Source organism: Sediminibacillus dalangtanensis, assembly GCF_017792025.1.
GTDB lineage: Bacteria > Bacillota > Bacilli > Bacillales > Amphibacillaceae > Sediminibacillus > Sediminibacillus dalangtanensis.
Window position 1 is genome coordinate 2,410,103 of the sequence record NZ_CP046956.1, and the last position, 25,279, is coordinate 2,435,381.

General features: G+C 43.9%; 21 protein-coding genes and 1 other annotated feature. Of the genes, 5 read left to right on the forward strand and 16 right to left on the reverse strand.

Annotated features, from left to right (window positions below):
* The 5 genes from ERJ70_RS12190 to ERJ70_RS12210 form a co-directional block, all read right to left on the reverse strand.
* Entirely contained in the window at positions 1 to 1,476 is a 1,476-nt protein-coding gene (locus ERJ70_RS12190) for a pilus assembly PilX N-terminal domain-containing protein (RefSeq protein WP_209365127.1), read from the reverse strand.
* A 6-nt stretch (positions 1,477 to 1,482) separates the two neighbouring features.
* Complete coding sequence (locus ERJ70_RS12195; protein WP_245208202.1) at positions 1,483 to 1,896, reverse strand: prepilin-type N-terminal cleavage/methylation domain-containing protein; 414 nt, start codon at positions 1,894 to 1,896, stop codon at positions 1,483 to 1,485.
* Entirely contained in the window at positions 1,886 to 2,338 is a 453-nt protein-coding gene (locus ERJ70_RS12200; RefSeq protein WP_209365129.1) for a type IV pilus modification PilV family protein, read from the reverse strand. The genes ERJ70_RS12195 and ERJ70_RS12200 overlap by 11 nt, the downstream gene beginning before the upstream one ends.
* Before the next feature lie 123 nt (positions 2,339 to 2,461).
* Positions 2,462 to 4,183, reverse strand: a complete 1,722-nt coding sequence (locus ERJ70_RS12205) for a sensor domain-containing diguanylate cyclase (RefSeq protein ID WP_209365130.1) — start codon at positions 4,181 to 4,183, stop codon at positions 2,462 to 2,464.
* A gap of 94 nt (positions 4,184 to 4,277) precedes the next feature.
* Positions 4,278 to 5,579, reverse strand: a complete 1,302-nt coding sequence (locus tag ERJ70_RS12210) for a bifunctional folylpolyglutamate synthase/dihydrofolate synthase (RefSeq protein WP_209365131.1) — start codon at positions 5,577 to 5,579, stop codon at positions 4,278 to 4,280.
* 142 nt (positions 5,580 to 5,721) lie between these two features.
* Here ERJ70_RS12210 and ERJ70_RS12215 point away from each other — a divergent pair, with 142 nt between their 5' ends.
* The 3 genes from ERJ70_RS12215 to ERJ70_RS12225 are packed head-to-tail and all read left to right on the forward strand — an operon-like array spanning position 5,722 to position 7,995.
* Positions 5,722 to 6,618, forward strand: a complete 897-nt coding sequence (locus ERJ70_RS12215) for an ATP-grasp domain-containing protein (protein WP_209365132.1) — start codon at positions 5,722 to 5,724, stop codon at positions 6,616 to 6,618.
* A 1-nt stretch (position 6,619) separates the two neighbouring features.
* Positions 6,620 to 7,486, forward strand: coding sequence for an ATP-grasp domain-containing protein (locus ERJ70_RS12220; RefSeq protein ID WP_209365133.1), 867 nt, complete (start codon positions 6,620 to 6,622; stop codon positions 7,484 to 7,486).
* Positions 7,486 to 7,995, forward strand: coding sequence for a GNAT family N-acetyltransferase (locus ERJ70_RS12225; protein ID WP_209365134.1), 510 nt, complete (start codon positions 7,486 to 7,488; stop codon positions 7,993 to 7,995). The genes ERJ70_RS12220 and ERJ70_RS12225 overlap by 1 nt, the downstream gene beginning before the upstream one ends.
* A gap of 799 nt (positions 7,996 to 8,794) precedes the next feature.
* Here the strand turns inward: ERJ70_RS12225 and ERJ70_RS12230 are convergent.
* The gene (locus tag ERJ70_RS12230) at positions 8,795 to 11,446 is read right to left on the reverse strand and encodes a valine--tRNA ligase (RefSeq protein WP_209365135.1); all 2,652 of its coding nucleotides are present in this window, start codon (positions 11,444 to 11,446) and stop codon (positions 8,795 to 8,797) included.
* A gap of 164 nt (positions 11,447 to 11,610) precedes the next feature.
* Positions 11,611 to 11,843, reverse strand: a binding site (T-box leader).
* Between the two features lie 181 nt (positions 11,844 to 12,024).
* On the opposite strand from ERJ70_RS12230, the gene ERJ70_RS12235 reads away from it, so the two are divergent.
* Entirely contained in the window at positions 12,025 to 12,213 is a 189-nt protein-coding gene (locus ERJ70_RS12235; protein ID WP_209365136.1) for a YszA family small membrane protein, read from the forward strand.
* On the opposite strand, the gene ERJ70_RS12240 is transcribed toward ERJ70_RS12235, so the two are convergent.
* The 8 genes from ERJ70_RS12240 to hemA all read right to left on the reverse strand — a co-directional run bounded on the left by ERJ70_RS12240 (position 12,210) and on the right by hemA (position 21,243).
* Complete coding sequence (locus ERJ70_RS12240) at positions 12,210 to 13,229, reverse strand: phosphotransferase (protein ID WP_209365137.1); 1,020 nt, start codon at positions 13,227 to 13,229, stop codon at positions 12,210 to 12,212. The two genes, ERJ70_RS12235 and ERJ70_RS12240, sit on opposite strands and share 4 nt — an antisense overlap.
* 144 nt (positions 13,230 to 13,373) lie before the next feature.
* A complete protein-coding gene (gene spoVID, locus ERJ70_RS12245) occupies positions 13,374 to 14,510 on the reverse strand; it encodes a stage VI sporulation protein D (protein ID WP_209365138.1) in 1,137 nt (378 codons plus the stop codon).
* A gap of 406 nt (positions 14,511 to 14,916) precedes the next feature.
* Positions 14,917 to 16,212, reverse strand: a complete 1,296-nt coding sequence (hemL, locus tag ERJ70_RS12250) for a glutamate-1-semialdehyde 2,1-aminomutase (RefSeq protein ID WP_209365139.1) — start codon at positions 16,210 to 16,212, stop codon at positions 14,917 to 14,919.
* A 19-nt stretch (positions 16,213 to 16,231) separates the two neighbouring features.
* Complete coding sequence (hemB, locus tag ERJ70_RS12255) at positions 16,232 to 17,206, reverse strand: porphobilinogen synthase (RefSeq protein ID WP_209365140.1); 975 nt, start codon at positions 17,204 to 17,206, stop codon at positions 16,232 to 16,234.
* A gap of 9 nt (positions 17,207 to 17,215) precedes the next feature.
* The gene (locus ERJ70_RS12260; protein ID WP_209365141.1) at positions 17,216 to 18,007 is read right to left on the reverse strand and encodes a uroporphyrinogen-III synthase; all 792 of its coding nucleotides are present in this window, start codon (positions 18,005 to 18,007) and stop codon (positions 17,216 to 17,218) included.
* A complete protein-coding gene (gene hemC, locus ERJ70_RS12265) occupies positions 18,007 to 18,936 on the reverse strand; it encodes a hydroxymethylbilane synthase (protein ID WP_209365142.1) in 930 nt (309 codons plus the stop codon). The genes ERJ70_RS12260 and hemC overlap by 1 nt, the downstream gene beginning before the upstream one ends.
* 55 nt (positions 18,937 to 18,991) lie before the next feature.
* On the reverse strand, positions 18,992 to 19,810 hold the full coding sequence (locus tag ERJ70_RS12270; protein WP_209365143.1) for a cytochrome C assembly family protein: 819 nt from the start codon (positions 19,808 to 19,810) through the stop codon (positions 18,992 to 18,994).
* 62 nt (positions 19,811 to 19,872) lie between these two features.
* A complete protein-coding gene (gene hemA / locus ERJ70_RS12275; RefSeq protein WP_209365144.1) occupies positions 19,873 to 21,243 on the reverse strand; it encodes a glutamyl-tRNA reductase in 1,371 nt (456 codons plus the stop codon).
* A gap of 306 nt (positions 21,244 to 21,549) precedes the next feature.
* Between hemA and ERJ70_RS12280 the strand changes: the two genes are divergently transcribed.
* Complete coding sequence (locus ERJ70_RS12280) at positions 21,550 to 22,032, forward strand: LiaI-LiaF-like domain-containing protein (RefSeq protein WP_209365145.1); 483 nt, start codon at positions 21,550 to 21,552, stop codon at positions 22,030 to 22,032.
* A gap of 291 nt (positions 22,033 to 22,323) precedes the next feature.
* Here the strand turns inward: ERJ70_RS12280 and yihA are convergent, their stop codons facing one another.
* Both yihA and lon read right to left on the reverse strand, forming a co-directional pair.
* On the reverse strand, positions 22,324 to 22,905 hold the full coding sequence (gene yihA / locus ERJ70_RS12285; RefSeq protein ID WP_209365146.1) for a ribosome biogenesis GTP-binding protein YihA/YsxC: 582 nt from the start codon (positions 22,903 to 22,905) through the stop codon (positions 22,324 to 22,326).
* On the reverse strand, positions 22,892 to 25,240 hold the full coding sequence (gene lon / locus ERJ70_RS12290; RefSeq protein WP_209369349.1) for an endopeptidase La: 2,349 nt from the start codon (positions 25,238 to 25,240) through the stop codon (positions 22,892 to 22,894). The genes yihA and lon overlap by 14 nt, the downstream gene beginning before the upstream one ends.
* Positions 25,241 to 25,279 lie beyond the last annotated feature (39 nt).

Genomic DNA, 25,279 nt, shown 5'->3' on the forward strand with positions numbered 1-25,279 from the left:
TTATTCCTCCTGTTCGTCTGTTTCCCTGATTGGTTCCTTGGTGATGATTTCTTCGACATCGGCAGGACTTCCACCCGAAACAAAAGGAAGCGCATCGAGATTGAATTCCTCGTACTCAATCCCGCCTCCGCCATCTCCGGTCAGTGAGTCAGAAACAACCATCCCCTTCAGTTGCCCACCCCCCGTGAAGTGGAAATCTGCATGTGGAGCGTATATAAGATAGGCACTTCTTGCACCGCCATCGACCTTCACGTTTGATCCTCCTGTGAAAATGTGTCCGGTGAATCCGCCACCTCCCGTTAATTCGATGTCAGCCCGCTCCGCAAACAGGGATCCTCTTATCACTTGAGATCCTGCGAGCTTCAGTTTCTCCAATCCTTTATAGTAAAGGGCGACAGTGTCAGTTTCTCCAGACCCATTCAGCGTGCTTCCCGAACCAAATGTGATTTTGTCACGGACATAAAACGTCAGTATACCCGGATTCTTCAGTTCGATATGACCATTTTCTAAATTCAAATGATCCACCACGATGGACAGATTGTTGCCATGTAGATCGATGGTCAGGTTATTGTTGCTGCTGATTTTGATTTCTTTGAAAAAAGTGCTTCGTTCAAGGGACAAGGAATAATTGCCTCCACCACTAATCTTCAGCCTCCCATCCTGGATGACTCCTGTTTCGCCCCCCTGCAAATTACGGTCTTCCGCTTGCGGATAATCGGGAAACACTGGAAACTCCGGCAATTCCATCTTACCCTTGTCTTGTCCTATGGGTTTTGGTAAATCATCCAGCATCCAATCGGGGGCATCAAGCGCACGATCCTCTGATCCAAACGGTACATAAATGCTTCCACCTTTCAGTGTCGCTCCTCCATCAAAGCGTATGGAATGCTCCTGATCTGAATTTGTTTTCATATTCCCCTTGATTGTCGCACCACCCGATAAATCGATCGTCGTATTGGTATATACCGCAGTGCCGGCAGGTAAATCGACGCCACCGTTGTCTCTGGGAAGCCAGTTGACGGTGAATGGCCGTTCCACTGTTCTGGAACGCTTGCCGATGGTCCCAGTGGAAACAAGCTTATACCGAATGGTTTGTCCATCATCCGGTGCGTTTGCCTCAATATGTACAACGGCTTCAGGCTGCTTTCCAAACGCCTCTTCAAAGTCGCTGTATGTCCGTTCCGTTTGAATCAGTTCCTTGATCTCCGCTTCCGAACCATCCTCCTCCTGGTAATAACGTTCGATTGCTGTTTCGATTTCCGCGTATTTCAAGGCTGCACCTGCCTCGGCAATATAGTAGGCAGACTGATCGCTCCGTTCACTTGAACTCAACTTTGTGTGATGGACAATCACTCCGAGCAAGCTCAAACCGAGAACCGAAAGAATCACGAGTACGATCAACGTAAAGACGAGAGCAGACCCGGCCTGATTGTTCCATTTACTACTTTTCCAGTTCACCCTTTTTTCCGGCATCATTCATCCCTACTCCCTGATATATAAAACCGTGGATACTTCAGACAGCTGGTGAGAGTCACTTGCACCCTTTATTTGCAGTGTCACACCAGCGCCTTGTTCTGTCGGTTCGACTTGGAAATCTGAAATCCCTTCGGCAACCATTCGCCCGTTGCGTAACAGATGGCCAGCATTTAACCGGTACACGACCTCATCAAGCTTCAATTGGTTGTTTGTCACGGTTAAGGAATCGGCTTGGCGCACATCCTTGGTGATTTGCTTCAGAGCCAGCCTGACTTCTGCTTGCTGTTTTGTCTCTTCTAACTGGCTGGTATATTGATTTTGCCCAAACCAGGTAACAGAGCCTGCAAGGATAATAATCAAACCAAGCAGTGCCAGAACAGCCAGTAGCTCTACCAGTGTAAAACCTTTGTCATTGGTCATTTTCACCTTGCTGCTCCTTCCAATTGATTGTCGTTTCCATTTGAGCTTCCAGTTTGGAAGAACCAGATTGATAGACTTTCACCGTTATATTGCCAAGACTACTGTTCTCAAGTAATGGTTTTAACTCTATTTTCACCTCATAACCATCCGACACATCCGTGTACTTCCCACCGCCTGCTCCACCTCCATACTGGTCGGCCAGTTTATTTTTGCATTCTGTGTAACCTGTACAACTGACACTTATGTGATAAATTTCTTCCATGTACCTTTCGGCCACGTAGGTAGCTGTAACAATTGATCCGGCATTTTTATTGGTCTTGGCAGCCTGAGCAAAAAAAGCGAAAAAAGTGGTAATGAGGATGGATAATATCGCAATGGACACAACCACTTCAATAAGTGTCAGTCCGTTTTCATTCTTCGTAAGCCACTCCCTTATTTTCATAAACAAATCCCCTTATTCCTTGCGGTTTAATTCCTTATCACCACTATCAATCTTTGATGGACAGCTGCCATAAAAAAGCCGCAGCCGGCTATTGGCAGCAGCAGATTAGTAAAAGAAGAATCTCTATTTCTCGTAAACAGCCACCCGGTTTCGGCCCTTCTGTTTTGCCCCTACGTACATTGCCCTGTCTGCATGGCGGATGAGTTCCATCGGTTCTTCACATTCATCAGGATAAGAAGCAATACCGATACTTGCAGTCAGGGATACTTTGATCGTTTCTTCCCCATCCATTATGTGATCAGAAAGGTAAAAAGGATCTTCCGATATCGACTTACGAATGACTTCTGCCAGGAACAATGCTGCCGACTTATTGGCTTTTGGAAGAAAAACAATAAATTCCTCTCCACCGTACCGGGCAGTGATTCCTTTCTGGCCGACTATCCTTGTAAGTCTGGAAGCAAGTTCCCGCAATATTTCATTTCCGCTTTGATGGCCGTATGTATCGTTGAATGCTTTGAAATGATCGAGATCCAGCAAAATCAAAGAGGACGGCTCTGTGATACTTTCCGGCCGCTGATTGGCAAAGTACATATGCAAATAGTCCTCAAAATAACGGAAGTTGTACAAACGGGTAAGAGCGTCCCGCTCACTTCTCATTTTTGTCTCTTCGTAATTTTTCGCATTTTGCAGCGATACAGCCAAGTAATTTGTCAGGATCGAAAGCATCATAAACTGAGATTTTTCAAATGCCCGTTTTTGTTTGGAAATCAGTGTAATGACGCCGACAACCTTATTATCCCTTTCCAGAGGTACAGACATCAAGCTTTCCCCCGGCATTTCTAAATGTTTGGCAACCATACCTGCCCACTGACTTCTCCGGTGATAATGCACACCTTGTTTACTGGCCCAAACACGGCCGCTTACTGCTTCCTTTCGATAGAGACGATCATATTCAGGGAAATCCATGCGTCTTTCCTTGTCGATAAAGCGGACAAGGCGCATGCTCGAACTATCTTCCACCTCATAGACCATCGTATAGTCTACAGGCAGTAGCTCATGAATTTGCTCGTTGAAAAGATCGATGACTTCATTCACTTCCATTTGCGCTGTCAGCCGGTGACCGATTTCGCTCGTTTTTTGCAAATGATAGTTTATCTTCTGGCTGGAATGAAACATACGTAAAATATAGCTAATACTTAATAACGGGAATCCGATAAACAGTATTGCGGTCGTCCCGTTTTGTACAAACAGCAAATGTAGGATCAGTCCGATCGGAATGACCAAAATCAGTGTATATGCCTCCCAAATAAGCCCCCTGTCAAAAAAAGGAGCCTTTATGCCGTAAACAAATCGCTTGATCAGACGTAGAGAGAACTGATTGGTGAAAAAAGCGGTTAAAACATACCCGATAATTGGCAGGGCGTTTTGCGGATCTTCCAACACACCCTCTCCATTGCTTCCGCCCAACAACCAGTAGACCAAAGCAGATACAATCGAAATGATTAAAAACATGAATAGATTCATAGGAATACGAAACCATTCGGCTCGTTTCAACCGGATACCGGCCAAAAGACAAAGGATGGAAAACTGCGTTAGAATGACTTCGATGAAAAGACCGTAGTATAAAAACACAGCCAAACTAAGCCCATTGACGAAAAAGATAGGCGTTTGATTGATGATAATCGGAAACAGGGCGACACTGCACATCAGCAAACCGAATAATACTAAGTCATACCAGTTGACCGGGATATCAGGGTTCCATTGCTGATAACTCAACCAGGTAAGTGATGGCCAAAGAATGAGCCATGTAACCAAGAGAAAAATTTTTTTATTTTTGCTTACCATTCTCAGCATCTCCCCGACTTCTCTATCACTTTCACACCATCATACTTAGGTCTTAAGCCTTATTTAATTTCCTAAATTTAAAATACCACACTTATCAACGTTTAACAAAGAATTTTCTGACTAATTCTATGAAATATAAGGATCCTGTGATAAATAAAATGGATTCTCCTGTTGATCCCAAGTGATTGCGGATAACATTTTCCCATTTTTCTATTTTGCTATTTTTCCCTGGATAATGTGTCTGCAAGACTTCTGCGGATGCTGCCCGCTCGTGCGGAAAGCTAGTAAAATGTACACTTTGAAAGTCATTTCCCAGCTGTGAAAGCATCTTTTGAAGAGGCTTGTCTTTAAACGCTGCAAATAGTAATCGCTTCTTTTTGTCAGAATAAAAGTATTCCACAGTCTGTAAAAAAGCTGCCAGTCCCTCAGGATTATGAGCCGCATCGATAATGACGGCCGGGTGGTCATGAACTTTTTCAAAACGTCCCGTAATAGCAGCACGTTGCAATCCCTGCAACACTCTCTTCCACTCCATTGGAAAGCAGTCTTCTAAAAGCTTTACAGCCATAAGAGCCAGCGCTGCATTTTTCACTTGATGTCTGCCTGCCATCGAAATGACCGCTTCCTGTGACAAACCGTTGCATTCAAATGTGAATTCCGTGTATTCCGGATGTTCCGCTGTTACATTCGTCACGGTAAAATCCTTGAAGATTTGGTAAACAGGAGAGCGAAGACCTTTTGCTTTTTTTAAAATAACTGAGGCTGCCTCCTCGGTAACATCTCCCAGCACAAGCGGTACATGCTGCTTGATGATGCCCGCCTTATGACTGGCAATGGCAGCAATGGTTTCCCCAAGCATCCGCTGATGATCCAAACCAACATTGGTGATGATGGAAAGGATTGGAATAAAACAATTGGTGGCATCCTCTAAGCCTCCCATTCCCGTTTCGATTACACTAATTTCTGCATTTTCATCCAGAAAGCAAAAAGCAGCTACGGTTTTGATTTCAAATGCAGTAGGGGGATTTCCGATGTCATCCAATGCTTGAATGGCAGGTAACATACGATTGACCAATCGGACGGACTGGGTGTCTGTCATCTGTTTTCCATCAATTTCAATTTCCCCTTTTAGTCCCGTGATGTGTGGTGTTGTGTAAGTACCAACCTTCCAGCCGCCACTTCCAAGTATTTCCTTTATGTAAGTAGAAGTTGAACCCTTGCCATTCGTCCCTGCAACATGAATCGCACGGATCGTTCGTTCCGGATTGCCCAGCCTTTCCAGTAGAAAGTAGACACGGTCAAGACCAGGTTTTACGCCAAGTTGTTTTCTCCCCTCCAAAAACATGTTTACTTCCTGATAATTGCTGAACATGGTAAAACCCCCATATTTTTTCATTCCGCCTATCTTCTTGGATATTTTTGCTTTTCAAATACTTGTAAACTTTTTAAAATATAATATAGCAACGAATGGTATTGCTTGTTTATCGATTCGCATGCTCATTATATACTATCACTAGCAGACGAAAAAGGAGAATAACATGGTAAAATATGGATGGGTTGTTTATAATGGACACCTGCCAGGTAATAAATTCAGAGATTTCGCAGAATGGATACAGGCAGCAGCTAAAGAAAAGAATATACGGCTTGAGTTAATCAAAAACAATGAATTACTCGCTCTACATCAACAGACAGGCGGAACTATTTTTCCGGAATATAACAAACGGCCTGATTTTGTCGTGTTTGGCGATAAAGATATACATTTGGCCAAGCAACTGGAACTACTGGACATTCCCGTATTCAACAGCGCACAGGCAATCACCCTGTGTGATGACAAAATAGCTACCTATCAAGCCCTGTCAGCCCATCATCTGCCTATTCCGAAAACCATTGCAGGACCAAAAATTTTCCCCAATCCCAGTGCTTTGGAAACCGCAAGTTTTATTGAAGCCGGAAAAATGCTTGGTTATCCACTTGTTATTAAAGAAGCATTCGGATCATTTGGCGAGCAGGTTTATCTGGTAGAGACAGAACAAGGATTGATAGACAAAATAGCAGAACTCCGAGAACGACCGTTTGTTTTACAGGAATTTATTTCTTCCAGTTATGGGACCGATGTGCGGCTGAATGTGGTCGGGGGTAAAGTGGTCGCTGCAATGAAGCGCACTTCTTCTAATGACTTTCGGGCGAATGTAAGTGCAGGCGGCTCCATGGAAGTGTATCAACCAACTAAAAAAGAAATAGAATTGGCGGTAGCCGCTTCCCGTGCCGTTGGTACAGACTTTGCCGGTGTTGATCTTCTGTTTGGACCGGAAGAAACTCCGCTGGTCTGTGAAGTGAATTCCAATGCCCATATCCGCAATATATTCGATTGTACTCATGTTAACGTAGCGACATATATCATTGATTATATCGTGGAAAAACTTCAGGAGGGATAAGATGCAAGTAACCGGCTGGCTGATTTATAAACGGGAAGATGCTGCTGTCAACAAAGCTTATATCGATTGGTTCATCCGAGAATGTGAAAAACAGGACATCAAGCTTCTCCTCGTCTTTCGGGAAGAGCTGACGATCGGTGTAGTTGCGGGGAAATTGACCGTTAAAACAGCTGATAACATAAAATTGCCCGATTTTTGTGTCGTCCGCACCATCGAACCATTACTAAATAAACAGTTCGAAATGCTCGGAATACCAGTATTTAATTCCTCAGAAGTTTCTTACCTGTGCAACAACAAAGCAGTTACCCATCAAAGATTGACAGCATTGGGCGTTCCGATGGTCGATACCATCTTTTTGCAAAAAAATCTGCTAAGTGAATACTTGCCTGTTCCGGTACCATTCGTCGTGAAAGAAGCCACAGGAAAAGGCGGGCAACAGGTCTACAAAGTACACAATCTCGATGACTGGCTGTCTGTCAGACAAAAAATCGAGTCTGCAGATGTCATTATACAGGAATGTGCCGTGCAGCCCGGAAAGGATTTACGCGTGTTTGTCGTCGGGAAGGAAATTGTCGGAGCCATCCTTCGCAGTAATGAAAATGATTTTCGGGCCAATTATAAACTTGGCGGAACCGCTGAGTGGTATGAATTGTCTCAAGAAGAAATCCGTTTGATCCGTATGATTGTCGATCATTTTCCTTTTTCCCTGGTCGGAATCGACTTTTTATTTTCTAATGCTGGTACCTTGTTATTCAATGAAATAGAAGATGTTGTGGGCAGCAGAACGTTAAGTAAAGTTAGTGAAATCAATCTTTTAGAAAAATACGTGAAGTTGATCCGACACCAAATTAACAAGGAGGAAGCTTGATGATTCGTATTCGAAAAGCAGCAACAAGCGATGCCGAAGCAATCGCCAAAGTCAGTGTCGATTCTTGGATATCCACTTATCGTGGTATTGTACCAGAGAAGATATTGAAAAAAATAACCTACCAGCAGCGCACAGTTGCCTTCAAAAAGCGGCTTGACGATCCGCAACATTATATGTTCGTGGCCGAGACGACAGACGGGCAAATAGTAGGCTTTGTTAATGGAGGGCCGGAAAGAAGCGGTGATTATCCCTATGAGGGGGAAATTTACAGCCTATACATACTCGATGAATATCATCACCTCCAAATTGGTAGAAAGCTTGTCCGTGTGATGACCGAACAGTTACTGACTGATGGATATGACTCCTTGCTGGTGTGGGTTCTGGAAGAGAATCCAGCCAAGGGCTTTTACGAGCATTTAGGGGCAGAACCTGTCGATCGTAAATACCTCGCGGAACTGGAAGCCTTTGAAACAGCATTAGGCTGGACAGCGGTTGACCGGCTTTTGTAAATAAGAAAGTCGCTATTTTAATGTCGCTTTTGAACATAAACTATAAACTACGCAGTAACTGTAATGGGAAGTTCTATTGCCTATTCAAAAAGCGTGTTAAGCAACGCTTCGGTACATATTTCGCTTTCCGCGGGCACGGCTTCAGCTAACTTGGTAAAGAAAACCGCTTTACCAAGTGGATCTTCAGCTCGCGCTTTTCCCGCAGGAATCTGTGTATGCTCCCTGCGCTAAGAAGCATGCTGATTATGGCTAGCTTAGAAACTTTTTCCTTGAAACCCAACAAGACTTTTTAAAAATCAGGAAACGCGTTCTTTTCTTCCTAAAGAATAGTTGGGGTTCCGTCTTTTCTCCTTCTCTTGAATTTTCTGCTGATTTTCCTAGCTACATGCAGCACCAAGTGATGCAAGAGAAAAATGTCTCGTACACTCGTTTAGAAACCGGAAGCTGTTCCCAGCGAAGGAAATACCCGAAGACTCCTGCAGGAGGAAAGGCCTCGGTGAGATCCCGCAGAGCGTTAGCTCAAGGAAGCTCACCAGCCGCCCGCGGAAAGCGCAGGGTAATTCCGCAGCGCCGTAGGAAGTTAGAAATACGCATACAAAATATGTGGCAGTTTATATCAAATACGCAACAAAGTATGTAAAAAGAAGTAAAGACCACCTTTTGTCTTCCCGATAAAAAAGACTCGCAAATCGTTAAGCCGGTGGTAATGCCTACGTTGGAAACTTATCTGCTATGATGAATTTCAACCACGCAAAAAACACAGGGGGTCATGCAAACACCCCTGTGTTTTTTACTTTTATCAAGATTGCAGTTCATCAAGTCTAGCCTGCACCTTTGCACGCTTCTCCAAATAATCTGCCTGTTTTTGTTTTTCTTCCTCAACTACACTTGCTGGCGCCTTGCTGACAAAACCTTGATTCGAAAGTTTCTTTTCAACTCGCTCTACTTCTTTATTCCATTTCTCGAGATCTTTTTTTAGTCGCTCGATTTCTTTGTCGATATCGATCAAACCTTCAAGCGGGAGGAATAATTCTGCTCCTGTTACTACAGCGGACATTGCTTTTTCAGGTGCATCGATGTTGTCCGCAATTTCCAATTTGCTCGTATTACAGAAGCGTTCTAAATAATGACGGTTTTTCTCCAGGTTTTCAGCTATAGGCTGGTTTTCCGTTTGAATAAGCAATTGTACTTGTTTCGACATCGGTGTATCGACCTCAGCCCGTATATTTCTTACAGAGCGGATGATGGCAACCAGCTGTTGCATTTCCTGGGCAGCTTCTTCATTATGAAGTTCCCTTCTAACAACCGGCCAGGCAGCTCTCGTAATCGATTCTCCTTCATGAGGCAAGTGTTGCCATATTTCCTCGGTAATAAACGGCATAAACGGATGCAGCATTCTCATTGTTTGATCAAGTACATATGCAAGGACCGATCTTGTCGTATGTTTCGCTTGTTCATCTTCTCCATACAGTGGCAGCTTCGCCATTTCAATATACCAGTCACATAACTCATCCCAGATAAAATTATATAGCTGGCGTCCAGCCTCACCAAATTCATATTTATCCGCGTTTTTGGTTACTTGTTCGATGGTTTGATTCAAACGGGTGAGAATCCATTCATCAGCAACCGACTTCTCTCCGGTCAAGTCGATTTGATCATAACGTAAGTCCCCCATGTTCATCAAAGCAAACCGGGAAGCATTCCAAATCTTGTTGGCAAAATTCCAAGTAGACTCTACTTTTTCCCATTGGAACCGTAAATCCTGGCCAGGAGTTGTACCAGTCAACAAGAAATAGCGAAGGGAGTCTGCACCATATTTATCGATCACATCCATCGGATCGACACCATTTCCAAGTGATTTACTCATTTTTCTACCGTCAGCCGCACGAACAAGACCATGGATCAATACGTCTTTAAACGGTCGTTTACCGGTAAATTGCTTTGATTGAAAAATCATTCTTGAAACCCAGAAGAAGATAATATCATAGCCAGTCACAAGCGCGTCCGTCGGGAAGTAACGTTTGAAATCTTCCGCCTCTGTATCTGGCCAATTCATTGTCGAGAAAGGCCACAGTGCGGATGAAAACCATGTATCAAGTACGTCTTCATCCTGTTCCCAGTTTTCGCTGTCCTCCGGTGCCTGTTTTCCTACATAAACTTCTCCGGTTTCCTTGTGATACCAGGCAGGTATACGATGTCCCCACCATAGCTGACGAGAAATACACCAATCTCTTATGTTTTCCATCCAGTTTAAATAGGTGCGTTCAAACCGTTCTGGAACGAAATTTACTTTTTCTTCTTCATCGGACTGCAATTCGACAGCAGCTTCAGCCAATGGCTGCATTTTGACAAACCATTGGGTCGACAAATAAGGCTCGACTACAGCCCCGCTGCGCTCCGAATGACCGACTGAGTGCATATGTTCCTCTATTTTAAACAATACACCCTGGTCCTGGAGATCTTTGATCAGTTGCTCCCTGCATTCAAATCGATCCATGCCCTGGTAGCTTCCTGCATTTTCATTCATCGTTCCATCTTCATTCATCACCAAGATTCGCTCCAGATTATGGCGATTCCCGATTTCAAAATCATTCGGGTCGTGGGCAGGTGTGATTTTTACTGCTCCGGAACCAAACTCCATATCGACATAATCATCGGCAACTATTTCAATTTCACGGCCAACTATAGGCAGGACTACCTTTTTGCCGATCAAGTGCTGGTACCGTTCATCTTTCGGATGGACAGCAACCGCACTGTCGCCGAGCATGGTTTCGGGCCGGGTAGTCGCTATCTCGATATGCCCGCTGCCATCCTTCAACGGATACTTCATGTGATAAAAATGCCCCTGGATTTCTTCATGTATTACTTCGATATCGGAGAGCGCTGTTTTAGTTGTCGGATCCCAATTGATAATATACTCTCCGCGATAAATTAATCCTTTGTTATATAACGTAACAAACACTTCTTTAACGGCTTCTGACAAACCTTCATCGAGTGTAAAGCGTTCACGTGAATAATCCAGTCCCAAGCCTAGCTTGGCCCATTGGCGGCGGATGAAGTCTGCATATTGTTCTTTCCACTCCCATGATTTTTCAAGGAATTTTTCGCGTCCTAACTCGTAACGGTTTTGCCCTTCTTCCTTGAGCTTTGCCTCGATTTTGGCCTGGGTGGCGATGCCCGCATGATCCATTCCAGGCAACCAGAGTACATCATACCCCTGCATTCGCTTCATCCTAGTAATCAAATCTTGTAAAGTTGTATCCCAGGCATGGCCGATATGCAGCTTTCCTGTAACATTCGGCGGTGGAATGACAATCGTGAAAGGTTCTTTCTTCTGATCACCATCTGCTTCGAAATACTTCCCTTCAACCCAAAATCGATAACGGTCACGTTCGACTGCTTGTGGGTCATATTTGGGCGGCAGAGAATGCTCTTGTTTATTTTCGTCCATTTCGTTATACCTCCTGCTTCCATAAATTCCATGCGGATAGAATAAAAGATGGTACCAAGACAGCACCGCCAGAAAAATTCTTTTCTATTAAGTTAAGAAGAGAAAAGCGATAGCGACTTGGTTCAGCCTTATACATTCGACAACATACAAAAGCCCTCCTCATCCTAAAGGACGAAAAGGGCTGTATTTCCGTGGTACCACCTTTGTTTACAGACGGACACATCCAATCTGCACACTCGAATGTTTTAACGGCTGTAAACCGGCTTCCTTTACTTCATTTTCAAGGAAACTGCATCCCGGACGACCTTCCAATAACAACCATCCTGGAAAACCTCTCAGCTAATGGTTCTCCTCTCTAAAGGCGTTGCACTGTACTCTTCCCGTTCATGGCATTTATGGTGTTCAATTTATATTCCTTATTTTATCCAAATTTCAGCTATCAAGTCAACAAAAAGATGACAAAAATAGACGGACAACAAAAATCGGGCTGATATAACGGTTTGTTCCTGTTTTTAAGTACCAATTTGATTTCCTGTTCATAGGATACACCAAAAGACTAAGAAAAGGGGTGAAAGTTATTGGCTCGTTATTACCGTTATAAACTCCCTCCGTGGTGTAGATATTGGCTTGTCGTCATCGAAAGGGCTACCTTGCCGATCATGATCTTTCAACTGATCCGGACTTTATTTTTTCCAACTACAATGGACGTTTTCCTTCTTGGTTTGTTTGTCGGGATTTTTGTTGCATTTTATATGGAATGGATTTAATCTTCTTCCTCCAGCTTTTCCAAGTATTCCTGTCGTTGACCTTCAAGTACTTCCTGGAATTTCAGGCCATGGTACAACCTTCGATAAGACCGCTCCAAGTCTCTGATTTGAAATGGAAGTGGCCTGTTGTACGGATGCCGGAGATGGTCTTCCACTGTGTCCAGATAATTAGATGGATTGATAGACAAAATAGCCAGAAGGGACTTCTCACTCTGTAGCAATCGGTTCTGTTTTTCATATACCGGGAAAGACTGCAGAGCATCCTGAAGGGAGTAATCATGGAATTGCCATTCCTGTTGAAAGTAAACGGATAAATCCTGTACCGGGTTCCCAGTGAAGGCATGTTCCCAATTGATAAATTTGGCTTGTTCCTGGGCAGTTAGCAAATGAGAGGTACGTAAATTTCCATGACATAGACACGTTCTGCCAATTTGGTCCCTTCGCAAATCTTCCAGATAAGCCTCAAACCATGCAGCAGTTTTAGAAAATGCGATTTCGATATCTCGATAGTGTGTGCAAACTTCTAGTTCAAACGGTGACATATAACGGCGTGCTTCAAACTGTTCCACATGTTCGAGTAAGTCTGCCCGACGAGACTCTAATTGTTGTAATTCATGAGCGACTGTATCCTGTGCCAGTTCCTGATTAATAGCATGTTCTTCCATCGTTACAGCATGAATATTCGTCAGTTCCCTGAAAAAACCTTCCAGTTCATGGACTGGCTCATCTCTTTCCAGCATTTCCTGCCAAGGAGACAAATAATAAATATCCTTTTCATAAGAAACATATAATTGTCCTTTTTCAGTCAAATAGACAGGAACGATGGAGGAGAGCCTGTGCAAATTAGCTTGGCGATAAACGTTTTCCCAGCTAGAAAGGGCCTCTGGCTTCATCCGAGATCGCTTTAGGGCAAAGGTATAATCAAACGTATGAATTTTATACAATCGGCTAGTTATTGGAACAATTTCAGCTGGACCGATTTGATATTCCTGTAAAACGGATTGTATCCTTTCCACCGATCTCCCTCCTAAAAACTCCATTCCTTAGTTGGATTTGACGTGGTCCATGATTCTTGTTTACAGAGCTTTCTGCCGTACATTTTGTTACGTAAGAAATCCCTTGACCGCATCTGGTTGGCAAGGGATTTTCTTCTTTGCTCTTCACTTCTTGACAGGTATATAGAGAATCTGCCCTTCTTCTATATCATCGTCACCTAAACGATTCGATTTTGAAATATGAAGAGGCGAAACCTTGTACTTCTCTGCTAATGAAGCAAGCGTATCGCTTTCTTGTACAATACACATTTTTAGACGGGTATACCGTTCCTCTTTGTTATCGAATATGTTCAATAAGTAGCGAGTATCCGGTTTTTCTCCGTCCCTTCCATCTGAAGATTCTTCACTCGACTCAAAGGAGTCTTCATACTCTTCATCGGATTTTCCATCGTAGCTTTCATAGTCTGTATTGCTCGATTCAGCAGATTCCTCTACTTCTTCCACTTTACCGAAAAACTCTGCCAGTGACTGGGTTTTCTGTTTCCATCTGTCTTTTTCCTGTTCCTTTTCGCTCTGTAATGGATCATTATCGATAGAAGCTTGTTCCCGCTCGTGTGCTTCATCTGAGCTTTCCGCTTTTTCTTTTACATCGAATCGGAAAACTTCCTGCTCTTCCGTTTCAACTGCCGGCTCCTCTTTTACTGCCTCCAATATTGGTGTATCAGGAACCGTAGTGTCACGTGCTTCCTCAACGGATTCAACTTCCGTATCTTCCAGCAAAGCTTCTGCTTCTTTCTCTACTTCCGTCTGCTCTGCTGTCGCAGGTTCTGTTTCCATTTCGGAAGTACTTTCCTGCCGCGGCTCCGAAACACCGTGGATCGTCAAGGATGCATTTAATTTTAATTGATTGGAAGCAGGCAATTCATAATCAAACGACTCAATACCGACCCTCACATCATCAAGTGAACGGACTCGATATGTTGGTATGGAAACTTCGACTGGAAAATGGTGAAAGAACTCATTCACTCCATCTTCATAAGCTTCTATTTGATCGACCACCCGATGGGAAGGATCCTCTCGGAAAGAGTCAGCATCTTCATCAGATTCCCTCTGATTTTTTACCTGAAAATACTCCCCTTTCAACTCAATTACACCCCTGATGGATACAAAATCACCCATCTCTTGAATAGAAATTTCCGGATCCAGGGATATTCCCATCATTTCATCAACTTCCTGTCCTTTTTTAAACCAGACAGATTCATTCAAATCAAACGTAAACACGGATTGACCACCTTCTGCCAAAACTTACTCCTCCCTTCAAGATCCATAAAACCTCGAACACTCACTCCCTTAAGATATATGACCTTCCCCTGGAAATTATGCCAAAACCCAAAGAGGAGCAGTAGAACCTTGCGCTTTGGGACTGTCGCTTAGAATCGGTTTGGGGGCGGCTTGGGGTCAGTCCCTATCCATGTATAAATCGGACAAAATGATGCTGTGGGGACTGACCCCAAAAGGGATTATATACACGCTTCATCATTACAAAAGGTTTTGAAATCAGTAATTTATACGAAGGATGTCTGTCTCTATCTCATCTTGTTTTACCGATAAATGGGGGGAAATGGATAGATGGGGACTGACCCCAAACCGCCGAAACTGGTGTCGATGCAAAAAAAAGCATCCTGCATAGGGGCAGGATGCTTTTTTGTTATTGATTTTTGCTTATTTTTTCAAATGCGTTTCTGGCTGCTTGGATTGTCTTGGCTATATCTTCGTCCGTATGGGCGACTGACAAGAATATCCCTTCGAATTGAGACGGTGGCAGGAAGATGCCTTGTTCCGCCATCGAACGATAATAACTGGCGAAATGATCAAGGTTTGCAGATTTAGCTGTTTCGTAATTAATGACATCTGCCTCGGTGAAAAAGATTCCAACCATGGAGCCTGCCCGGTTGACACAAATCGGCACCCCATAATCTTCAGAGGCTTGCTTGTATCCTTCGATAAGTTTGTCAACCTTATCGCTGATCTGATTGTAGGCTGCTTGATCCATAAGACTTAACGTTTCGTAACCAGCAGTCATCGCCAGCGGATTACCGGATAAAGTACCGGCCTGATAAATATCGCCGGTCGGCGCGACACGTTCCATAATTTCCCGTTTGCCGCCGTATGCACCTACCGGCAATCCACCGCCGATTACTTTACCGAGACAAGTCAAATCTGGCGTTACACCGAAATGACCTTGGGCACTGTTAAAACCGACACGGAATCCTGTCATAACTTCATCGAATATCAGCAGTGTACCATTGTCTTCTGTCAATTGACGCAGATCCTGTAAAAAGTTCCCTTGCGGCGGAACCACTCCCATGTTGCCGGATACAGGTTCCACAATGACAGCCGCCAGGTCATCACCATATTGTTCGAAAACGTAGCGGACGCTTTCCGTATCATTGTATGGAACGGTGATGGTGTTTTGAGCAATCGACTCTGGCACTCCCGGGCTATCCGGAAGACCGAGCGTAGCAACACCGGAACCTGCTTTGATTAATAGCGAGTCGCCGTGACCATGGTAGTTGCCTTCAAATTTTAAAATCTTGTCCCTTCCGGTATAACCGCGTGCAAGTCGCAATGCACTCATGGTCGCCTCGGTTCCGGAATTGACCATCCGCACCATCTCAATCGAAGGTACCCGATCAATCACCAATTGCGCCAGCTTGTTTTCGATCTCGGTCGGGGCACCAAAGCTAGTACCAAGCTCGGTCACTTCCTTTAACCGATTGACCACTCTTTCGTTGGCATGTCCTAAAATCAACGGTCCCCAGCTTAGGACATAGTCGATATATTCATTGCCATCGATATCCCATATCTTCGAGCCTTTCCCACGTTCCATAAATAACGGATTCATTCCTACTGATTTAAAGGCTCTGACAGGTGAGTTGACCCCTCCGGGCATCAAATCCACCGCTTCTTGATAAGCATGCTTAGAACGATCATAATTCGCCATTATCCACTACCTCCAACGATTATTCTTCTTTTAACCATTTTGCTACATCTTTAGCAAAATAGGTGACGATCAAATCTGCGCCTGCGCGTTTCATCGAAGTCAGTTTTTCCATCACCAATTCCCGTTCGTTGATCCAGCCATTTTGTGCTGCTGCCTTCACCATTGAATATTCTCCGCTTACATTATAAGCGACCAACGGTGCATTAAAACGGTCTTTGACTTCCCGCATGATGTCCAAGTAAGACATCGCTGGTTTAACAATAAGGAAGTCTGCACCTTCTTCCATGTCGGACGCCGCTTCACGGAAAGCTTCCATTCTGTTGGATGGATCCATCTGGTATGTCTTTCTGTCACCGAATTGCGGGGTACTGTCCGCTGCATCGCGGAATGGGCCGTAATATGCTGATGCATATTTGACCGCATAGGACATGATCGGAATGTGTTTAAAGCCCGCATTATCCAATCCTTCTCTAATAGCGGCAACAAACCCGTCCATCATATTCGACGGAGCAATGATATCCGCTCCTGCTTTGGCCTGGCTAATTGCTGTTTCCACATGGAGCGGAAGTGAAGCGTCGTTATCTACATCCCCGTCATGAATAACTCCACAATGCCCGTGGGAAGTGTATTCACAGAGACAAGTATCCGCAATGGTAATCAATTCAGGAAATTCTTGTTTGATTTTTCTTAATGCTTGTTGGACTATACCTGTTTCACAGTAAGCCTGGGTTCCCTGCTCATCCTTCTCCTTCGGAATGCCGAACAACAGGACGGAACGAATACCCAGTTCGACAAGCTTGTCCATCTCTTCCGATAGATGTTCGAGCGAAACCTGATATACCCCAGGCATCGAAGGAACTTCCCTTCTGACATTTTCCCCTTCTATCACGAATATCGGATAAATCAAATCGTCAGTCGATAACTGTGTTTCCCTAACCAATGCCCGCATGGCTGCTGATGTTCTTAATCGTCGATGTCTTTTAAACTCGTTCATATCGTTCACCTAGTTCCTTTCTGTATCATAGTACCTGGCAAGCTGTTTAATCATGCCCTCAAGTGTGTAGTCTTTCGGTACAAGAATATTTGTAAACCCTTGTTTTCCAGCAGCCTCTTTAGTAGTCGGTCCTATACAGACGGTCAACGCTTCAGAAACAACTTTTTGTTGTAATTCCGGTTCATCTGACGTTAACTTCATGAACGCTTTTACTGTCGAGGGGCTGGTAAATGTGTAGACGTCCAATTTTCCCTCTCTAATGAAAGACAAAAGATCATCACGGGCCACTGTATTTATCAGCGTATCATAAACCACTGCTTTCTGGAAATAAACCTTTTGCCGTTCAAGCTGTAGAGGAATATCCTGTCTCGCCAACCCACCGCATACAAGCAAAACCGGACCTGGATCAGGATATTTCTTCATAAATTCGGTGGCCATGCGCTTCCCAGAATACTTTTCCGGAGTAAAATCGACGGACAAACCTTGTTTATGTAAAGCCTGTCTGGTTTTTCTGCCGACTGCTGCCACCCTACTATTTTCCAACTGCCCCGAATCAAGACCGCAGTCCCTTAATTGCTCGAAAAAAAACTTCACGCCATTGGCACTTGTGAAAAACACCCATGTAAATTCGTGAAGTTTGGAGAGGATTTGTTTGTTCGATTGTGCTTCCCTTTTTTGTAAGCGAAGAAGCGGAACAATTACCGGAACTGCTTCCGCTTCTTCTAATTTACTTGCGAAATCCTCCGCCTGCTGTTCACTGCGGGTGATTAAAACTCTTTTGCCCGCAAGAGGCTTGCCCATTATTGGTCAAGCTCCTCTTTGGCGTCATCGACAATTTTCTGAGCTCCTCGCGCCTTCATCCGCTCAGCAGCTTCTCTGCCGACTTCCACCGGATTTTTGCCTTTGACAACTTCCTTTAATACCGTTTTTCCATCTGAGGTGGCAACAAGTGCAGTCAGGACAACCTCGTCTTTTTCCATATGAGCATAACCCGCTATCGGGATTTGGCACCCACCTTCCAACAAATGCAAGAAAGTACGTTCAGCTGAAACAGTATGGGCCGTGTACTGATCATTTATTTTCTGAAGCAGTTCACGCAGCTCCTGGTCATCCTCCCTGCACTCAATAGCCAATGCTCCCTGTCCAACGGCCGGAACACAAAGATCGGGATCCAGGAATTCGGTTACGATTTCTTCTCCCCATCCCATACGAATCAGCCCGGCAGCTGCCAGGACAATCGCATCGTAGTCTTCTTCCTTCATTTTTCGAAGTCGGGTTTCGATATTACCGCGAATAGATTTTATTTCAACGTCCGGTCTTGCTGCCAGCACTTGCGCCGCCCTTCGCAGGCTGCTAGTACCGACCACCGCTCCTTCCGGAAGGTCTGTTAATGATACGTTATCATTGGAAACAAAGGCATCACGGTGATCTTCACGAACCGGGATGGAAGAAATAATAAGTCCTTCAGGTAGTTGAGAAGGCATATCCTTCATACTGTGAACAGCCATGTCGATTTCCTTGTCAAACATCTCCTGTTCTATTTCTTTGACGAACAAGCCCTTCCCGCCTACTTTCGAAAGTGTGACATCGAGGATTTTATCCCCTTTGGTCATAATTTTCTTGATTTCAAACTCATATGGTACCCCTGCTTTTTTCAACTGGTCAATCACCCATTCTGTTTGGGTCAAAGCCAGGTTGCTTTTCCGGGAACCGATTACGATTTTGCGCATTGTCATCCTCCTGACATCATGAAATAGCAATCTTATTCAAAAGCAGGTCAACTTTTCAAAAGTGAAAATTAGACAGCATGCTGAATAGAAAGAAATTAATCAACAGAAACAAAAAAGCTCCTGTATTATACAAAGCAATAGTCCTGCCTTGATACCCTTTCACCAATCGTAATATCAAGTGGACCATATAGACAATCAAAACGAACATCGAGCCCATTGTTTTAAAGTCATTCCAATAAAACTCGGCACCGGAGGAATACGCCCAGACGATTCCCAAGATAATGGAAATCATAAGAATGGGTACCCCGACCGTCACAGCTTGGAATGACAAGGTGTCAAGCCGGTCGAGCCCTCCGAAGCGACGAAGCCATTTATAACCTTTTTTTTCCTTCAGCAAACGATATTGCAGTAGGTACATAATAGAAAATAAAAAGGAAACGGTAAAAAAACCATAGGATAAAAGCGCTAGGCTGATATGGGCGATTAACAACTCGCTGACAAGGTGGACTCCCCGTTCAGTTCCCTGATTTTGGGCACTAGCCCCTACATGAAGAAGCATAATAAAAAAACCTAGCAGGTTCGTAAAAAAAACAATCAAATCCACCCGAAAAAAGCGGTTGATCAACAGAGAAAATGTAACGAGTATCCAGGCATAAAAATAAAGTCCGTCATACATGTTTAGTACCGGAAAGCTGTCTTCAAGCAACAGCTGATAAATTAAAAACAAGGTTTGTAAAACCCATACCAAACTAAGCAACCAGAAGGCAATCCGATTGGCCTTCCGGTTGTATTGAATAAAATCGATAAAGTATCCCATCACACTAGCGCCGTATATGACAAGAATCAGTTCATAAAGCCACTTCATTTCCAGCATATGGGAAATCCTCTCATTTGTATAGCATTACAGCCCATTTTTCCGGTAATTGTCATTAGGTCTCAATTCGTCGATGCTTTTTGCACAGCGACTGTTTGTGACACCTTCGTTCCTTGATCAAAGCTGAAAACTTTGCCGCCGGACTGTTTGTTCAACTCCTCTTGAACCATCTCTTCAATACCGAAGATTTGCATGAACATTTGCAATGATTCTTCTGCTTGTGGTTTGCCCGCCATTTCTTTCGCTTGCAAGATCGGCTGTTTCAGCATCTGATTTATGATACTTTTCGTATGCTTGTTCAACACCTTGCGTTCGCGGTCTGATAAATCCGGCATTTTACGCTCAATGCTTTTCATCGTTTCTGCCTGGATGGATAACGCTTTTTCTCTTAGGGCAGAAATGACCGGAACCACACCTTTAGTCTGAAGCCATTCCTTAAATGCGACAATTTCTTCCTCTATTATCAATTCAATTGCTTCCGCAGCTTGCTTCCTTGTTTCCAGGTTGGCGTCGACAATTCCTTGCAGATCATCGATGTCATATAAAAACACACTGTCAAGGTCTCCAAGAACTGGATCAATATCGCGTGGTACAGCAATATCGACTAGGAAAAGGGGACGTCCCTTCCTTTGCTTGTGTACAGGTCCCAACAAATCTTTATCCAACACATAATTGTTTGCTCCGGTAGAACTGATCAAAATATCTGCATCCTTCAACACTTCCGGAAGGCTATCGGATGTACGTGCTTGTCCGGAGAATTGCTCAGCCAGCGCTTCTGCTTTTGATAGCGTGCGGTTGATGACTGTCACTTTTTCCACACCGGATCCTTGCAAATTTTTCGCTGCCAATTCTCCCATTTTTCCAGCACCAAGAATGACGACATGTTTGTTCAACAGATCGCCGAATATCTTCTTGGCAAGCTCTACGGCCGCATAACTGACTGATACAGCATGATCGCCGATTTCTGTTTCCTTGTGAGCACGCTTTGCCAGTGTAACAGCTTGTTTGAAAAGTTCATTATAAATGGTGCCGGTTGTTCCGGATTCTTGCGCCAAAAGAAATGCCTGCTTCATTTGACCAAGAATCTGGGTTTCTCCCAAGACCATGGAATCAAGACCGCTCGTCACCTTGAACAAGTGTTCTACTGCTCCATCTGCTTCATAAATAGCCAGATGTGGTGAGAAAAAGTCTTTGTCCATGTCGAACCATTCGGCAAGGAATTGCTTGATGTAATAGCGTCCTGTATGAAGTTGATCAACCACTGCATAAATCTCTGTCCGGTTGCAAGTGGAGATAATTACATTTTCCAATACGCTTTTTTGTTGGTTCAAAGACTTCATTGCTTGCGAAACATCTTGATTTTCAAAAGTGAGCTTTTCCCTAACTTCCACAGGGGCTGTTCTGTAGTTTATTCCGACAACTAAAATATGCACTTTATTCTACCCCCAATATTACGTATAAAAACTGTTGCAGCCGGATGTAGCCGCACATGGTGTTTAGGCCGCTGGCCAGTGCCTTTTGCTTTTATTATTTGTATAAGTCCATCTTTCATTATAACACGCATGTTACCAGCGACTGATAAAATTTGTGAACAGATATTGAAACTATATGTTAGGATAATACCAGTACGTAGTTGTATCTTGCTGTTTTTCAATCCTTTTGTACTTTACCATATACACAGTACAGAAGCAACTAATTAATACTATTTAATAATTATTATAATTTACGGAGGAACCCTCGTGAAGAAACAAAACATTTTTACCGGATTTTTGTTGATCGGTATCGGCTGCTACTTTTTTCTCCAACAGTTCCAGATACCCTTTTTCACCGATTTTTATTCCTGGCCAACATTGTTAATGATTATCGGTATTGTATTTCTGTTTCATAGTTACTTTTCCAAGGAGTACAAAAATTTATTCCCGGGGACGATTCTCCTTGGATTAGGTCTCCACTTCTTCGGTTTGCGCCATTATGGTTTCTGGATTGACCATTGGGGTGTTTACCCATTGATCATTGGCATTGCATTTCTAATCCGGTTTCAAAAGACAAAAAGCGGATTGCTACCCGGTTTGTTGTTACTGGGGATTGCTTTGTTCGCTATCTATTCGATTAACAAGCCGGGCTGGTTCAACTGGATAAACGAAACGGCTTCTTTGCTGGAAAGCTTTTGGCCGCTTCTCTTGATTGCCATCGGTGGTTATCTTATTTATCGAAAAAAGTAGCATAACAAAAAGCGGAAGCCGTTTAAAACTGCTTCCGCTTTTTTTCTGTTCACATGCTTAGTTACTTCCTTAACCGATACAGTTGAGCTAATATTCCTGGATGCTTGATATCGCTTCGGCAGATTACCTCAACCAGGGTACCCCTGCCTAATCTTCCTTGCACCCTCGGTCCGCTACAAAGTAAAATTCAAAGACGCATAAGCGTATTTTTGCAACATTGGATCAACACCAGATAGGCGCAATCCATTTTGCTTGTACCCTGCCAAGCAGCTATTTTCTGAAGTCAGCTTTTCACAAAAAACTTTGTAACACTTTCCAAGCTTCTTCTTTTCCTTCTGCCGTTTCTGCTGAAAAAGGAAGGACAATATCCTCGACATCAGCCTGCAGTGTTTTAATTACTGTTTGCAGGTGTGCTGCCCGTTTGGTTTTCGAAACCTTATCCAATTTCGTAGCGACTACGATGACGGGAAGTTCGAAATGCTTCAAAAAGTCATACATCATAATATCATCTTCTGTGGGTTGATGCCTGATATCTACAATAAGAACAGCAGCCTTCAGGTTTTCCCGCTCCATGAAGTATTCTTCCATCATCTTGCCCCACTTTTCCCGTTCCTTCTTGGAAACTTTGGCATAGCCATAACCGGGCACATCCACGAAGTAAAAACTTTGATTAATTTTATAAAAATTCAATGTCTGGGTTTTCCCCGGCTTGGAGGAGGTCCTGGCAAGATTCTTCCGGTTGATCATTTTGTTGATGAAAGAAGATTTGCCGACGTTTGACCTGCCTGCCAATGCTATTTCTGGTAGCATATCGCCTGGATATTGCTTTTTTGATACTGCACTTATTACGATTTCCGCCTCAGTTACTTTCATGTTTCTCCTCCACTAACGCATGTTCCAGCACTTCATCTAAATGTTCGACAGGGATAAAGTTCAGCCCTTCTTTGACGCTCTCGGGAATGTCATCCAGATCACGTTTGTTATCAGCCGGCATAATGATCGTTGTCAAACCTGCTCGGTGGGCACTTAGTGATTTTTCCTTTAAGCCGCCGATTGGAAGCACTCTTCCCCTAAGTGTGATTTCCCCGGTCATGCCGACTTCGCGTTTCACAGCACGACCAGTCAGTGCAGAAACAAGCGCGGTTGCCATGGTAATCCCGGCTGAAGGTCCATCCTTCGGCGTTGCCCCTTCCGGCACATGAATATGAATGTCGTTATTCTCATGAAAATCGCGGTCTATTTTCAGTTCTTCAGCTCTGGATCGTATATAACTGAAAGCCGCTTGAGCTGATTCCTTCATGACATCACCCAGTTTTCCGGTCAGCGTCAATTTTCCCTTGCCCGGATATAACGTCACTTCAATCGACAGTGTATCTCCGCCAGCAGATGTATAAGCAAGCCCTGTAGCAGCACCTACTTGATTCTCCTCTTCCATTTTTCCATACCGGAAAAGCGGCTTGCCGAGCAATGACTCCAGCTGTTTATCCGTTACTACGACCCGTTTTTTATCTTCTGATACAATTATTTTTGCTGCTTTTCGGCACAAGGATGCAAGTTGCCTTTCCAGTCCCCGCACACCGGCTTCTCTTGTATAAGTGCGGATCAATTTGGTTAGTGCATCATCACGTACTTGCAGCTGTCCTTTGTTCAACCCATTTTCTTTTATTTGTTTTGGCAAGAGGTGCTCTTTGGCAATATGGAGTTTTTCCACTTCTGTATAACCTGCAATCGAAATGACTTCCATCCGGTCACGCAGCGGTCCTGGAACCGAAGCCAAATTGTTTGCCGTTGCGATGAACATTACATTGGATAAATCATATGTTTCTTCAATGAAATGATCGCTAAAATTACTGTTTTGCTCCGGGTCCAAAACTTCGAGCATGGCTGCCGAAGGATCTCCGCGGAAATCACTTGCCATTTTATCGATTTCATCCAGTAAAAAAATCGGATTGACCGTTTTTGCCTTTTTCATGCCTTGGATGATTCTGCCGGGCATCGCGCCGACATAAGTCCGGCGATGTCCGCGGATTTCCGCTTCATCCCTGACTCCGCCCAAGGAGATTCTGACAAAATTTCGATTTATTGCCCGGGCAATGGATTTTGCCAATGATGTCTTTCCTACACCGGGTGGGCCAGCCAGACACAATATCGGTCCCTTGATTGTTTTAGTAAGCTGCTGAACGGCCAAATATTCCAAAACACGCTCTTTTACTTTTTCGAGTCCGTAATGGTCTTCGTCCAATATTTTTTCAGCATGGTTGACATCTAAATTGTCCTCCGTTTTGTCCGTCCAGGGAATGGAGACCAGCCAATCGACATAATTACGGATAACCGAGCTTTCCGCAGAACTTTGCGGAACTTTTTCGTAACGGTCCAGTTCTTTATAGGCAATTTCCTGGATTCTTTCCGGCATATCGGAAGCTTCGATTCTTTCTTTCAGCTGACTTACTTCGGAAGCTTTGCCATCCTTATCACCGAGCTCTGTCTGGATAGCTTTCATTTGTTCACGCAAGTAATATTCCTTTTGCGTCTTTTCCATCGACTTCTTGACGCGTTGTCCAATTTTTTTCTCTAAATCGAGTACTTCACGCTCATTCGTAATCAACGAAATCAGACGGTTCAAACGTTCTTTGACATTCTCTGTCTCCAACAATTCCTGTTTGTCTTTGAGCTTTAAAGATAAGTGAGAAGTAATGATATCAGCAAGTCTGCCCGGTTCATCAATGTCTGTAACCGTAGCGAGCGTTTCCTGACTCACTTTCTTCGATATCTTTATGTATTGCTCGAACTGTTCGATCAAAGACCGCATCAGTGCTTCTTCTTCGTTGTTGTCTCCATGGACTTCTTCAAATTCCTGAATTTCGACGACAAATTGGTCATCTTCTTCAAGAAACTGAACAATTTCCCCGCGATACAATCCTTCCACTAAAACACGAATTGTACCGTTGGGCAGTTTTAGCATTTGCTTTACATTTGCCATCGTTCCCACTCTGTAAATATCATTTACAGCAGGCTCGTCCACACCGCTTTCTTTTTGGGCAGCAAGAAAAATACTTTGATCTTCCATCATTGCTTTTTCCAATGCATTTACCGACTTTTCCCGCCCAACATCTAAGTGTAAAACCATAGCGGGGAAAACCAACAACCCGCGCAGCGGAAGGAGGGGGATTTGTACTTTATTTTCTGCAGTCACACTTGGCACCTCCATATCTTCGCAAACCTGTCCATTCACACAATGCTTCCATTT